This is a genomic window from Sphingobium sp. LSP13-1-1.1, from assembly GCF_040676415.1.
Lineage (GTDB): Bacteria > Pseudomonadota > Alphaproteobacteria > Sphingomonadales > Sphingomonadaceae > Sphingobium.
This window is the reverse complement of the sequence record NZ_JBEGHU010000001.1, coordinates 1-13,932: the sequence shown is the minus strand read 5'-3', so window position 1 is coordinate 13,932 and position 13,932 is coordinate 1. Positions and strand designations below refer to the sequence as shown.

Here is a 13,932-nt window from a genome sequence, read left to right as displayed (position 1 = left end):
TCAGTTCTCCACCCGATCCAGCTTGAACAGCGCGCGCGCATTCCCCTCGAAAATTGCCGACTTCTCGTCCTGGGACAGCCAGTCGAAACTTTCGATACAGGGACGGATATCGTCGAAGGTCCTGCCCGTATCCGGATTGATCGCCGAACCCACGCCTGGGCATTCCGCACCAAACAGGCAACGGTCGGCGCCTACGGTCTTGATCAGCAGGCGCAGCGCCTCTTCCGAATAAAGGACCGTGTCATAATAAAGATACCGCATGGTATCGAGGAATTCAAAGCCGCGGCGCGCGGCCGACGAACGGAATCGACCGATATGATAGGGAATGGCCCCACCCCCATGGCTGACAACGATCTTGAGGTTCGGGAAATCCTTGAACACATTGGATTCCAGCAGGCCATATACGGCCATCGTCTCTTCCAGAAGGAAGTTGAGCGTATAAGGCGCCCGCGCCGAACGGGATCCGGCCGAATGGATATGCGCCGGAACGTCCAGTTCGCATAATTTCTCATAAAGAGGATACCAGTAGCGGTCGCCCATGGCGGGCGGCTCTACCCCGCTATTTTCGAACGGGTCGGGGTTCAGCAGGCACCCCTTGAAGCCCAGGCGGGACACGCATCTTTCCAGTTCCGGCAGCACGACCTCGACCGGTTCACCGGCAATCTGAGGCAGGCCGGCGACCGGCGCGAAGCGATCGGGCATCAGTCGCGACTGCCGCGCGATGATATTGTTGGTTTCCTCGGTGAACCAATGGACCAGCTTGGCGGGCTTTTCCGAATGCATCATCTGGAAGGGACGCGGGCTCAGCAACTGATAGTCGGTGCCAACCCGATCCAGCATGTCCAGATGGCCGCAGGGCGCCATTTCCTTCCGGTTGGTGTGCGACAAAATCTCCTCATCGCTCAATTCGGGAAAGGCTCGACCATGCTCTCCCCGATGGGAAAGGAGCATGGATTTATAGACCCACAATTCGGCAGGGGCGCTAACATGCCCATGGCAATCGATAATCAAGGCCGTCCCCATTAATGGATTTGGATGCATTTTTGTATAACAATCTTTTAGTAGCCGTCAATGGCACCATTCGGACCGTTTTCCGCCCTTTTCCGCTGGTCCTTTACAAAAGCGGCTTTCCAGCGCGGAATTGGTGGAGTAGGTGATCATTCAATTGTGTCAGTCAGATTGAGGCAAATCGAATGAAAGCGGCTCAGGCGGATGGGAGCGGGGTTCCAAGCCATATTGCCGCGCAGGTCAGGGCACTTGTTGCGCGCGGAATTTTGGCGCCTGGCATGCGGCTCGGCCAGACCGAACTTGCGGAGCGGTTCCAGGCAAGCCGGGTTCCTGTACGCGAGGCACTCAAACTGCTGAGTTCCGAGGGCATAGTCGAACATGACCCCAATCGGGGCTTTTTCGTCACGCCCCTGTCGCGGGACGAGGCGGAACAGTTGTTCGTCATGCGGCACCTTATCGAGGATGAACTGCTCACATCCGTCGCATGGCCCGACGAGGCGCAACTGAAGGAATTGGACGAGCGCGCCCACGAGCTAGAGGGCCTGCTCGATGCCGGAAACCGTACGGAATGGTGGGAGCAACATCGCGAATTCCACCGGATGATCTTCAATCTGTCGCCACGCAAAATCATCGTGCGGGAAGCGATGCGACTGTGGATGCTCACGGACAGGTACAGGGTATTGTTGCCTCTGCCGCGCCGGGTCAGCGAAGAGCGCGACATCGTGAACAAGCATAGCCTGGTCGCCGCACTGGCGGAACAGAACCGCCCCAAGCTCATAAATGAGAGGCGTGCGCGCCGACAGGGATTTGAGCGCCTCGTCATCGAGATGCTCGCCTCCAGGGACCTCTAGGCCGTAAACGGCCGCCAGACCCGGAAAATCATATTTCATTCTCGACGGCGTGCCGCAGCTTGCGCGCGGCCGCCGCGGGTTGATACGCCACGCCGACCAGGTCATGGGCTTCGTTGACGATCTCCCGCAGACGCGTCAGCCTGCCTATTTCTGCATCGGAAAGATGGGCGCGATCAGCAAGCCGCAGGTCGATCAGCCGCCACACCTCGTCCAGTTCGGCCTCTCTGTAGATGAGATGCTCGTCCCTTCGCGACGCCTCCAGCCGCTGCGCGATCAATGCCAATGTGGCGTTGTCAAATCCCAGAACATCCATCGCATCGTCCAAATCCATCCGCCCACACTCCAATTCGCGTGACAATGCCAAAAACCTTCTATATAGAATTCATAATTGTATAGCAATGTGGAGTTGCGCAGTGCTTTCTCGAGAAGATAATGAGATTCTGGTTCGCGTTGGCCCGGGAACGGCCATGGGCAATTTAATGCGCCGTTTCTGGCTGCCGGCCCTTCTTGAAAGCGAACTTCCCGATAATGATGGAACTCCCGTGCGCATCCGGCTGCTGGGGGAGGATCTGGTTGCGTTTCGGGACAGTTTGGGCCGCATAGGCCTGTTGGAGGAACATTGTCCCCACCGCCGCTCCTCACTGGCGCTGGGCGCGAATGAGGATTGCGGCCTGCGTTGCCTGTACCATGGCTGGAAATTCGACGTGAACGGCCAGTGCGTCGACACGCCCGCCGAACCGGAAGGCGCAACCCTGGCCAAGGCGATGCGCGCCAAGGCCTATGCCACCCATGTCGCGGGCGGGATGATCTGGGCTTATATGGGCCCGGCGGAAGAAAAGCCCCCCTTCCCCGATTTCCCCTGGCTTTCAATGACGGGAGGCCATTCCGTCCCCTTCAAGCTGCTGGAAGACTGCAATTATGCCCAGGCGGTGGAAGGCACGGTCGATTCCGCCCATGCCGGCGTGCTGCATCGCGAAAACCCCTGGTCGCAGGAAGCAAAATATCCCCATGAAAAGGATCTCCGCCCACGGCTCGAGATCGATTATACCAATTATGGCCTTCGCTATTGCGCTATCCGTAATGACGAGGGGCTTCGTCACGCGCGCGTGACGCAGGTTGTCCTGCCCTTCTGGACGTTCATTCCCCCCGATGGCGGCAAGGCGCCCGCCTTTCGCCGCGATCGCCGGCTGGTCAACGCCTTCGTGCCGCGCGACGATTATTCGACCTGGCATATCCAGTGGTTCTTCGACGATAATTTCGCGATCGACGTGCCGCATCGCATAGAGGAAGGCGGCCACTGGCATGACGAGCATTTCCGCAAGCTGGTGAACATCGACAACTGGTACAATCAGGACCGGGAAGCGATGAAAAGCAGCAATTTTTCGGGTATCAAGGGCATCATGACGCAGGATCATGCGGTGAGCGAAACCCAGGGGAGGATACTCGACCGCACGAAGGAACATCTGGGCCGGTCGGACATAGCGGTCGTGGGATGGCGCAGGCTGATGCTGCGCGCCGCCCGTGAGCTGGCCGTCAATGGCTCCGCTCCCGAAGCGGCGACGACGACGCTCGACTGGTCGCGGGTGACAGCCGAAACCTTCACCTATCCGTCAGAACAAGGCTGGCGCGATGTCCTGCCACTGCCGGAGGAGTTGAAGCCGCAGACATCCAGTGCGGCCTGACCCGGACGCAATAACGTCATGATCGTAGACAGCCACTGCCATGCCAGCGACAAATGGTATGAGCCGGTAGAGACGCTGCTGGATGCCATGGATCGCAACGCGGTCGATGCGGCGGTGCTCGTCCAGATGCTGGGCGACTTCGAACATGAGTATATGCTGAAAGCCGCACGGCGATATCCTGGCCGCTTCGTCGTCGTCGGCGGCGTGCGCATTGAACGGGACGACGCATGCGAAAACATCAGGCGTGCGGCCGATGCCGGCCTTGCCGGGGTGCGCCTGCGTCCCGGTGGACGCTCGCCGGGCACGGATCCCCTGGCGCTCTGGCGTTGCCTGGAGGAACTGCGGCTTCCCATAAGCTGCGTGGGCAAGGCAGCGGACTTCACCAGTCCCGATTTCACGGCGCTGGTGAAGGCGCTTCCCGGCGTCCCCATCGTGCTGGAACATCTCGGCGGCCTCGCGCGGCCCGATGTGGGCGACCGGAGCAAGATGGCGGAGGCCGTTCTTGAACTTGCCCAATATCCCAACCTGCATCTGAAACTGCCCGGACTGGGTCAACTTGCGCCCCGTATGGCCGAACTGGACCCCCGGATCGCCATGCCGTTGCAGATGGACGGCGTCACGGCTTTCATCGACCATATCATTACCGCCTTTTCGGAACGGCGTATCATGTGGGGCAGCGATTTCCCCCCGGTTGCGTCACGGGAAGGCTATGCCAACGCGCTGGAATGGACGCGCCTTAGCCTTGGCCACCATCCGGCATCGACGCTCCGGTCCATATTCGGCGAAACCGCCCGGCGAGTGTTTTTCCGAGATTGAGGCGAAACAGGGATCTGGCATCACAGGATCCTCTGGCGCCGTCTGACGACCGGGCCGGGCTTAAACCATTGAAGGCAGCAACGGTTACGGTTCGCTTTCTTCTGCGGCTCTGCCCGGCGCATGTGCGATTGGCGCAGCGACAACAATCAGTAGACGGACCGTCTTTATCGGGATCTTACCCGCGATTTCGCTTGATCACCTAAACCAATCGGGCCATGCTGAAGCAATCCATGGATTTCCCTGGGTTCCGACCGGAAACCTTCCCGCGGCTGCAGACACCTCACTGTGACAGAATGAGTGACCCGGAGCGCCGCGATCCCGAAATCTTTCTGCGTCAAGCAGCGCAGGAGGGTCGCGGCCGTCTCAAGATATTTCTCGGCGCGGCACCGGGTGTGGGCAAGACCTATGAAATGCTCACCGACGGCATGCAACGGCTGAAGGCCGGCGTCGATGTTGCGGTTGGCGTGGTCGAAACTCACGGCCGGCACGAAACCGAGGCCCTGCTCCATGGGCATGAGGTCATCCCCCGGCGCGAAGTCGATCATCAGGGCCATGGCCTGACCGAAATGGACCTCGACGCCATCCTCGCCCGCCATCCCGCTCTGGTGCTGGTCGACGAACTCGCTCACAGCAATGCACCGGGCAGCCGCCATCCCAAACGCTATCAGGATGTCGAGGAGTTGCTCGATGCCGGCATCGATGTCTATTCGACCGTCAACATCCAGCATGTCGAGAGCCTGAACGACATCGTCGCGTCCTTCACCCGTGTCCGTGTGCGGGAAACTGTGCCCGATTCAATCCTTGAAACGGCCGAGATCGAGGTGGTCGACATCCCGCCCGACGAACTGATCGAGCGTTTGAAGGAGGGCAAGGTCTATATTCCGGCGGAGGCCAGCCGGGCGCTCAACCATTTCTTTTCCAAATCCAATCTGACGGCGCTGCGAGAGATGGCGCTGCGCCGCGCCGCGCAGGCTGTCGATGCCCAAATGCTGGACTATGTGCGGGCCCATGCGCTGGCTGGCAGCTTCGCGGCGGGCGAGCGCATCGTCGTCGCGATCAGCGAACTGCCAAGCGCACAGGGCCTTGTGCGCGCTGCCAAGCGACTGGCAGATGCCCTGAGGGCCCCGTGGACCGCTGTCCACATCGAAACCCAGCGCAGCCTTGCCTTCACGGCGGAGGAACGCGCTCATCTGGCGGACACCATGGCGTTGGCGTCGCGCCTGGGGGCAACGACCGCGACCATCCCGGCCTCCAGTGTCGTGGAAGGACTGCGTCAATATGCGACAGACGCACGCGCCACCCAGATCGTGATTGGAAAGGCAAGCCGCAGCTGGTGGTTCGAACTGCGCCACGGGTCAGTGGTCGATCGGCTGGTGCGCAATATGGGCGATGTCGCAGTCCATGTGCTGCCCGGCGAAGAAACGGCCCACCATCGCCGTACCCGGCGCGCTGCCACGAGTCCCTGGGGCAAGCCCTCCGACTATCTCTGGTCGACGGCGATGATCGCGATGATGACCGCCGTCGGGCGCCTGCTGGTCCAGACCATTGCGCTTGGCAACATCGCCCTGCTCTATCTGGTGCCTGTGATGTTCGCCGCCGCCAGCTTCGGCCTGCGTGCCGGACTGTTCGCCGGGCTGCTGTCCAGCCTGGCCTATAATTTCTTCTTCCTCCCGCCGACCGGCACGCTGACGGTCAGCAATCCGGAAAATGTCATTTCCATCCTCGTCCTGCTGGGCGTCGCCATCGTCACCAGCCAGTTCGCCGCGCGCGTTCGCGCCCAGGCGGATCTGGCGCATGGCAGCGCGCGGCAAAATGCAGCGCTCGCCGGCTTCTCCCGGCAACTCACGGCCGCTGCCAGCCAGGATGAGTTGATGCACGCCATATGCGGCGAGGTCGGACGGCTGTTCGATGTGCGCACGGTCCTCCTCCTTCCTTCCCCCGATGGGCCACAGCTGCGAGCCGCCGTGCCGCCCGAGGATCGGTTGGAGCAGATCGAGAAGGCGGCCGCCCAATGGGCGATGGACAATGAGCAGCCCGCGGGACGCGGATCATCGACGCTGACGGCATCGGACTGGCTGTTTCATCCCTTGCGGACGACACGCGGGGTGCTCGGCGTGCTGGGGCTGGCGCGGGAGGATGCCGGGGAACCCCTGCGATCCGATCAGTTGCCACTGCTCATGAGCTTGCTGGACCAGGCCTCGATCGCGTTCGATCGCATGGCGCTGGAGGAGGAGATGCTCGACGCGCGCCAGATCCGGGAACGGGACCGGCTGCGTTCGGCCCTGCTTTCCTCCGTGAGCCATGACCTGCGCACCCCCCTCACCACCATCATCTCGGCCATTCACGAGTTGAAGCGCCAGCACCCCTCCGATCTTGCCGACACGGTGGAGGCGGAAGCCCAGCGACTGACCCGCTTTGTCGCCAACCTGCTGGACATGGCGCGCGTCGAAGCCGGCGCGTTGCCGCTGAAGATCGAGCCGATCGACCTGTTCGATGCAGTGGCGGGCGCCGTACATGACACGCGCCAATCGCTTGCAGGGCATGAGGTTAAGGTGGATATCCTGCCCGATATTCCCTTGGTCCGGGTCGATCCGACGCTATTGCACCATATCCTCATCAACCTGCTCGACAATGCGGGGCGCTACGCCGATCCTGACACGCCCGTGATCATCAGGGGGCAGCGCCTGCATGATGCGATCACCCTTTCGGTGATCGATGAAGGCCCCGGAATTCCGCCGGGCAGTGAGGCTCGGGTGTTCGACACCTTCACCCGCATGGAGGGATCTGATCGGGCGAAGCACGGTACCGGCCTTGGCCTCGCCATCGTCAAGGGCTTTGCAGAAGCCATGGGTCTTGGCGTCTCCGCGGCAAACCGGGGCGACCCGACAGGGGCCTGTTTCACCCTCCGCTTTCCACAGACGCTGATCCTGTCTCCGCTTCCCGATGAGGACATATTATGACGACCCGCCACAAGGTTCTCATCATCGACGATGAACCGCAGATCCGCCGCCTGATCCATGCCGCCCTGGCCCGCGCCGACTATGCGACGGTGGAAGCAGCCAATGCCCGGGAAGCGCTCGAGAAACTGCGGGAGGAGCGACCGGACATCAGCCTGCTTGATCTGGGCCTGCCCGATCGGGACGGGCTGGAACTGGTGCCGCTCATCAAGAGGGACTCGGACACCAGCCTGATCGTCATCTCGGCACGGGACGCGACCGAACAGAAGGTCGCGGCGCTTGATCTGGGCGCGGACGATTATCTCACCAAACCTTTCGACACGGACGAGATGCTCGCGCGCGTGCGCGTGGCGCTCCGCAATCGGATGACCAAGGATGGTGGCGTTTCGGCAGTCCGCGCGGGAAATGTCATGATCGACCTGATGGCGCGGATCGTGACGAAGGAGGGACAGGAAGTGCATCTGACGCCAAAGGAATATGGCGTGCTGGCGCAACTGGCCAAATATCCCGGGCGGGTGATCACCCATCAGCAGATCATGGCCCATGTGTGGCCGCACGAACATGCGCATCATGTTGAATATCTGCGCGTTCTGGTGCGCACTCTGCGGCAGAAGCTGGAGGATGACCCCCAACGACCGCGCATCATCGCCAATGAACTGGGAATAGGCTACCGGCTGAAGGAGGGCGATGGCGGTTAAGCGCTCCCGCACTGAGCCGCCGAAGCGCAGCGTTCAGATCTCGACCTGCGATCCCAGTTCCACCACGCGGTTGGTGGGCAATTTGAAGAAATCCATCGGCGTCACCGCATTGCGCATCATCCAGGCGAACAGCTTCTCGCGCCAAATGGCCATGCCGGGCTTCTCCGATGGGATCAATGTCTGGCGGCTGAGGAAATAGCTGGTCTGGCTGACGGCGATCGGTCCGCCGCAACCTTCGACCGCTTTCATCGCGGCGGGTATGTCGACCTCTTCCATGAAACCATGGCGCAACATCACGCGATAGAAGCCCGCGCCCAGATCCGTCACTTCCGACCGGCCGGTGAGCGGCAGGTGCGGCACCCCTTCCGTTCGCACGGTCAGGATGATCACGCGCTCATGCAGTATCTTGTTATGCTTCACATTATGGAGCAGCGCCGGCGGCACCCCCTCTATGCGGGAATTGAGGAAGATCGCCGTGCCCGGCACACGCTTCAGGGAGCCGGAAACAGACTGGATGAACAGTTCGACATCCATCGCGCCTTCGAGCAGATAGAAGTTCATGATCTTCCGTCCTGTCGACCATGTCGTAAGGGCGATGAACACCACGGCCGCCACCAGCAGCGGGAACCAGCCTCCATCGGGAATCTTGGTCGCATTCGACAGGAAATAGGCGCCGTCCACCACCAGGAACAGCCCCGTTACGCCCGTGGCGATCAGCCGGTTCCAGCGCCAGACGCTGAAGGTCAGCACGGCCATCATGCAGGTGGTTATGACCATGGTCCCCGTAACGGCAATACCATAAGCCGCCGCGAGATTACTCGAAGACCGAAAGCCCAGCACCAGCAGCACGACCAGGAACAGCAGCGCCCAATTGACCAGCGGCACATAGATCTGTCCCGCCGCCGAGGCGCTGGTATGCGCGATCTTGAGGCGAGGCAGGAAGCCTAGCTGCACCGCCTGTTGAGTGACCGAGAAGGCGCCGGAAATCACGGCCTGGCTGGCAATCACCGTAGCGAGTGTGGCCAATATCACGAGCGGCAGGCGCGCCCATTCCGGCGCAAGCAGGAAGAAGGGATTTTCCGCCGCCTCCGGGAGGTCGAGCAGCAGCGCGCCCTGGCCCATATAGTTGAGCAGCAGGCAGGGAAAGGCGGCGTAGAGCCATGCTATGCTGATCGCCTTGCGTCCGAAATGACCCATATCGGCATAGAGCGCCTCCGCTCCCGTCACCGCGAGCACGACCGACCCGAGCGCGAGAAAGGCGAGCTTTGCATCCAGTACAAAGAAATGGATGGCCCACATCGGGTTGACGATCGCGACAATCGCCGGATGGCGAATGATGTTGAGAATGCCGAGCCCGGCCAGGACCAGGAAATAAACGGCCATGATCGGTCCGAACAGCGCCCCCACCCGCGCCGTGCCATGCTTCTGGATCAGGAACAGCCCGATCAGGATAACGATCGCGGCAGGAAGAACGAAGGGCGTGAAACCGTCATTCACGGTCTCCAATCCTTCCACCGCAGAGAGAACCGATACGGCGGGGGTGATGATCGCGTCGCCGTAGAACAAGGCTGCCGCCAGCACGCCCAATATGGCGATCGTCGGAGTCCACCGGCTCTCCCCCAGCTTGCGCGAGATCAGCGCGAGCAAAGCCATGCTGCCGCCCTCCCCGTGATTGTCGGCACGCATGATGATGAACACATATTTGACCGTGACAATCAGCGTCATGGTCCAGAACATCAGAGACAGGACTCCATAGATATGGGCGGGGTCCACGGCCAGCGGATGGTGGCCGACAAAGCTCTCCTTCAAGGCATAAAGCGGTGATGTGCCGATATCGCCGAAAACCACGCCCAGCGCACCCAGCGCCAGAAGCGGCAGCTTCTCTTGCGGATGGCCGTGGCCCACCCCCTCACCCGCTCGATCCGTCATCCGCACCGTCACCCGCTGTTTCCCGGCCGCCCATTGCATGGAGCCACATTATATTTCCAGTGGAACTTTATTCGATCAGCATAGGATTCGCGTAGGAATGCACGAAAATCCTGTCGGATCCTATGGAATTTAAACGCAGAGCGCGGCCTTTCGCTCTCGATAATCTACGCCGAAATGCGCAATTGGACATTCTCCCCGAAGGAGAATGCCGAAATGACGCGCTGGTATGAACATGGGGCAGCGAAAATCGGAGTGAGGCTGGCTGGCTTGGTCCTGTTGATCTCCACCTGGCCAGAGGAAGGCCTGCTACATCGGCTGGTCCTGGGCACTCCGGGCACGGAGATGAACGCTGCAGAAATCGCACTCGCCGCTCTCTTGTTTCTGAGCGGATGCGCAGGCGCGGCTCTGACTATCATGGGACCACGGCTGTGGCAGCCGGTGAAACTTTCAGCACGCTGGTCCAGCCAGGGGTCCGCCAACCCAAAGTCGCGTCAGCCACTGCACGACAAAGCCGATCATCCTTAGAAAACCGCCTGTCGGCACTCTGTACCAGCGACGCCTGCACTTCCGTTTTCTCCGTGTCATCCACAGCTTGGGCTTCGCAGCCCAAATCCATGCGAGATTTCCGATGGCCAACCGCGACACCGACCGGCCGCTGCTGTGCTTGATCCATCAGCGCGCGTCCGGTCAGCTGCGCTGACCATCGAGCTGTGCGATCATCGGCGACAGACGCTGCTACCGGCGGTACGTCACGGTAATACCTATGGTACGCGGGCGGAATGTCGCATTCTCGAAAAGCAGCGTGCTGCTATCTTGATGAGCAAGGGCCAGACGGGGGGCGCTATCGAGCAGATTGTCCACGAACAGCGATATATCCGCGCCATGTACAAGCGCGCCCGCACGCAGACTGACGAACGTAGTGGCCGCGGGGGCGATCAGACCGGGGTCATAGCTGGCGCTAGCAGGATCGCGTTGGGGTATCGGACGTCGCAGCCGGCTTTGATACTGAAGATCGCCGCGGAGGAAGGCATCGACGCCGCCAATTCCAAATTCATACCGCCCGCCGACGCTCAATGTCCAAGGCGGACCTTCGATTGCGTCGCCGTTCAGCACCACGATCTGACCTTGCGACGCCAACCGCGCATCCTGCGTGAAATGCGTATCGGTGTATCCGGCCGCCAGGTCCAGTGTCACGCCCCGCAGCGGCGAGAGCGAAGCCTGAAGATCGAACCCGCGGCTGCGCGCAGTGCCAAGGTTGGCGATGAAGCGCAGGGCGCAGGTCGGCAGGTTGACTATTTGCTGGATGTTGCTCCAGTTCGAAGTGTACGCCGACGCTTCAATCTGGACCTTTCCTCCGAAAAACTTGTTCTTCGAACCAAGCTCCCAACTCGTAACCTTGTCGGATTTGTAGGCGCCTGGAGCAGAGTTCAGACCAAGCGCAGCAAGATCGTCTGCGCACGGAGTGACCGGGATCGGCGGATTGGCGCCGGCGGCGCGAAATCCCTTGGACCAGCTGGCGTAGAACAGGTTGTTCCGGTCGGCCTGATAGTTCACGCCAAGCTTTGGCGTAAAGGGCCTGTCGGTTTTCCTGCCGGAGCCTTCAGTCCGCGAACCATTTTGCGAGCCATCGGCGAAATTGACCACTGAGAATTTGGACTCGGCGTAACGGCCGCCGGCGACGATCTTGAGCTTTTCGGTGATCCCATAGGTGACATTGGCGAAACCGGCGATCTGGCTTTCCGTGGCGACCGAATTGTTGATGTAGCTGTCCTGTCCATAGAGCGGATAGCTGAAAAAGTCTTCGAGGCTTTGGCCGAACACTGCATTGAAGAAGCTATTGCCGAGTGGATCGACCAGCTCGTCCGTGCTGCGTTGGCGGCTGTGCTGGTAGAAAAGGCCGACTACCCAGTTCAGACGTGCGTTCGGATCCGACGATTGCAGGCGAAGTTCTTGCGTCACGAGCCGCTGTGTATTGGTGACGTGCGATGGGCTAAGATAGTAGGGCAATCTCTTATCGATGCCGGTCGGCGTCAGGAAAGGGTAGAGTGGGCCGGGATGGGCATCGGTGCTGCCGCCGGGGCCAGTGCTTTGAAACCCGCAACCATCCAGATAGCATTTCTGGTAATAGGAAAGATTGTACAGCGTGCCGCTGTAACCGGTGCGGTTCATACGCTGAAAATATGAGCTGATCGATGTAATCGAGACTCCACCGGTGTTGTACTGGATGTTCAGCGAGGGTTGATACCAGCGGTCGGAACTCCCCCGATATTCCGGAGTGCTGGTGTGGAAAACCCCATTCCCCGGATCAGAAATGCCAACAAAGAAATTGTCAGATGCGTTTGTAACACGCTTCTGGTAGGTGATACCGAGCGTGATCTTGAGGTCGTCGTCCGGCGCATAGGTAAGAGCGCCCCGCAGCACAGTGACATCGCCCTGATTGATGTTCTTGTCATCAACGATCCCGGTTTGGTTGTCGACATGATCAATGTAGCCGGCGTCACGCCGGTGCCAGGCGCTGATCCGGAAGCCCAGTTTCTGGGGAACGATCGGTCCGCCAATCGCTGCGCCGGTTTCCCAGTTGACACCGCCATGCGCAACGGCAGCGATCTCTGCCCGATCATAGGTCTGAAAATGATCAAGATTGGGCTGCGGCGTGATGAAGCGCACCGTACCGCCTTCCGACCCGGCGCCGAACAACGTCCCTTGCGGCCCGCGGAGCACTTCGACACGCTCGAGATCAAAGATGGCAGGCAATGTATTGTCGGAACTGAAGCCCAATCCGCGTATCTGAATTGGAGTGTCGTCTATGTAGATGCCGGTCGTACCTGCCCCCGCGTCTGACGCGATGCCGCGGATGCTGATGTTGTTGCTTGCACCTCCCGCGCTTCGCCCGAAACGAATCCCAGGGGTGAAACGCGCTACGTCGGCCAAGGATTTGATGCCGCGAACATCCATCGACTCTTGGGAATAAGCGCTGATGCTGATTGGAACGCGTGAAGCGACCTGCGCCTGGCGGGTGGCGGTAACTACGATCTCGCTCGGTCCTTGTGCCTCATCCCTTTTCGGTGGCGCGTCTTGCTGCGGCGCCTGAGCGCGCGCAGGTATCGCCACCAGCAGGCCGGCAAAGGCAACCCCCATCATCACACCATTATGCAAGTATTGATGCTTGTTCATTTCCGTGCCCCGTTCGTTTGCGCTCTTGATGTCGCGATGCAGGTGCCCGGCATCCTCCGATATAGCCAAGTCTAGGACGATTGCGCGCTCCTGCTACGCCAGGAGTGCCACTACACAAGGCTTGCAGTGCCATCGGCCGGTGCTGAGCGGAACGACCAGGGCTCGTTGGAACGGGTAATGTCAGCCCTTGCCGCAGGCGTGGTTCTGGCCTGGGATATATTTGCACCATCACGAAACCTCATCAACAAGAGCGACAAAGCGCCGCGCGTGATCCGCAATAGCGTTCCTTATGAACTGATGCTGTGGATGCCTCCTTCGCCCGGCATCGTATGATGCTGATTGCGCCGATTTGGTGCACGAAGGAGGAGCGGATGGCAGAAGCATACATCTTGGCGATCGATCTGGCGAAGCGGAGCTTCCAGGTCTGTGCAACGGATCACGCGGGATCGTGTGTGGATGCCCCCAGGTTCGCAAGGGGATTTTCCGGCATTCCTTGATCTGCCCCCACCGAGTGGACCGATCGGAGTGTTAGTGGATTAAGCCCATCGCCGCCATATCCGGGTGGAGGTGGAGCGAAGCGGAACCGGAGGCCGGATATGGCGGTGTCGCCGTTTCCGGGGCCGGTGGCTGGTATCCAAGACTGCTGTGCGAGCGCACGGTGTTATAATGCCGCCGCCAGGCTTCGATCAGTGAGGTGGTGTCGGCAATTCGGACAGGGTGATAAGCTCATCCCGACCTGAAGGAATGGACGGGAATGAAGACGACGAGAAAGCGCTACAGCGCCGAGTTCAAGGCGAAGGTGGCGATGGAAGCGATC

General features: G+C 60.5%; 10 protein-coding genes and 1 pseudogene. 6 read left to right on the top strand and 5 right to left on the bottom strand.

What is annotated here, in order from left to right:
* Nucleotides 1-1,023: an amidohydrolase family protein gene (locus MRBLSP13_RS00055; RefSeq protein WP_363735924.1), complete on the bottom strand. Its 1,023-nt coding sequence runs from the start codon at nucleotides 1,021-1,023 to the stop codon at nucleotides 1-3.
* A gap of 170 nt (nucleotides 1,024-1,193) precedes the next feature.
* On the opposite strand from MRBLSP13_RS00055, the gene MRBLSP13_RS00050 reads away from it, so the two are divergent.
* Entirely contained in the window at nucleotides 1,194-1,859 is a 666-nt protein-coding gene (locus MRBLSP13_RS00050) for a GntR family transcriptional regulator (protein ID WP_363735923.1), read from the top strand.
* Between the two features lie 28 nt (nucleotides 1,860-1,887).
* Here the strand turns inward: MRBLSP13_RS00050 and MRBLSP13_RS00045 are convergent, their stop codons facing one another.
* The gene (locus MRBLSP13_RS00045; RefSeq protein WP_363735922.1) at nucleotides 1,888-2,190 is read right to left on the bottom strand and encodes a hypothetical protein; all 303 of its coding nucleotides are present in this window, start codon (nucleotides 2,188-2,190) and stop codon (nucleotides 1,888-1,890) included.
* Between the two features lie 67 nt (nucleotides 2,191-2,257).
* On the opposite strand from MRBLSP13_RS00045, the gene MRBLSP13_RS00040 reads away from it, so the two are divergent.
* From MRBLSP13_RS00040 to MRBLSP13_RS00025, 4 genes are all read left to right on the top strand, one after another.
* Nucleotides 2,258-3,541, top strand: coding sequence for a Rieske 2Fe-2S domain-containing protein (locus MRBLSP13_RS00040; protein WP_363751909.1), 1,284 nt, complete (start codon nucleotides 2,258-2,260; stop codon nucleotides 3,539-3,541).
* 18 nt (nucleotides 3,542-3,559) lie between these two features.
* Nucleotides 3,560-4,357, top strand: coding sequence for an amidohydrolase family protein (locus MRBLSP13_RS00035; RefSeq protein ID WP_363751907.1), 798 nt, complete (start codon nucleotides 3,560-3,562; stop codon nucleotides 4,355-4,357).
* Nucleotides 4,358-4,650: 293 nt separating this feature from the next.
* The gene (locus MRBLSP13_RS00030; protein WP_363751904.1) at nucleotides 4,651-7,317 is read left to right on the top strand and encodes a sensor histidine kinase KdpD; all 2,667 of its coding nucleotides are present in this window, start codon (nucleotides 4,651-4,653) and stop codon (nucleotides 7,315-7,317) included.
* Complete coding sequence (locus MRBLSP13_RS00025; RefSeq protein ID WP_363751901.1) at nucleotides 7,314-8,012, top strand: response regulator transcription factor; 699 nt, start codon at nucleotides 7,314-7,316, stop codon at nucleotides 8,010-8,012. The genes MRBLSP13_RS00030 and MRBLSP13_RS00025 overlap by 4 nt, the downstream gene beginning before the upstream one ends.
* A gap of 33 nt (nucleotides 8,013-8,045) precedes the next feature.
* On the opposite strand, the gene MRBLSP13_RS00020 is transcribed toward MRBLSP13_RS00025, so the two are convergent.
* Nucleotides 8,046-9,941: a potassium transporter Kup gene (locus MRBLSP13_RS00020; RefSeq protein WP_363736862.1), complete on the bottom strand. Its 1,896-nt coding sequence runs from the start codon at nucleotides 9,939-9,941 to the stop codon at nucleotides 8,046-8,048.
* A gap of 735 nt (nucleotides 9,942-10,676) precedes the next feature.
* A complete protein-coding gene (locus MRBLSP13_RS00015; protein ID WP_363751899.1) occupies nucleotides 10,677-13,115 on the bottom strand; it encodes a TonB-dependent receptor in 2,439 nt (812 codons plus the stop codon).
* A gap of 177 nt (nucleotides 13,116-13,292) precedes the next feature.
* Between MRBLSP13_RS00015 and MRBLSP13_RS00010 the strand changes: the two genes are divergently transcribed.
* Complete coding sequence (locus MRBLSP13_RS00010; protein ID WP_363735916.1) at nucleotides 13,293-13,448, top strand: hypothetical protein; 156 nt, start codon at nucleotides 13,293-13,295, stop codon at nucleotides 13,446-13,448.
* A 195-nt stretch (nucleotides 13,449-13,643) separates the two neighbouring features.
* Here MRBLSP13_RS00010 and MRBLSP13_RS00005 read toward each other — a convergent pair.
* Nucleotides 13,644-13,811: pseudogene (locus MRBLSP13_RS00005) on the bottom strand (integrase core domain-containing protein); the annotation flags it as partial.
* Nucleotides 13,812-13,932 lie beyond the last annotated feature (121 nt).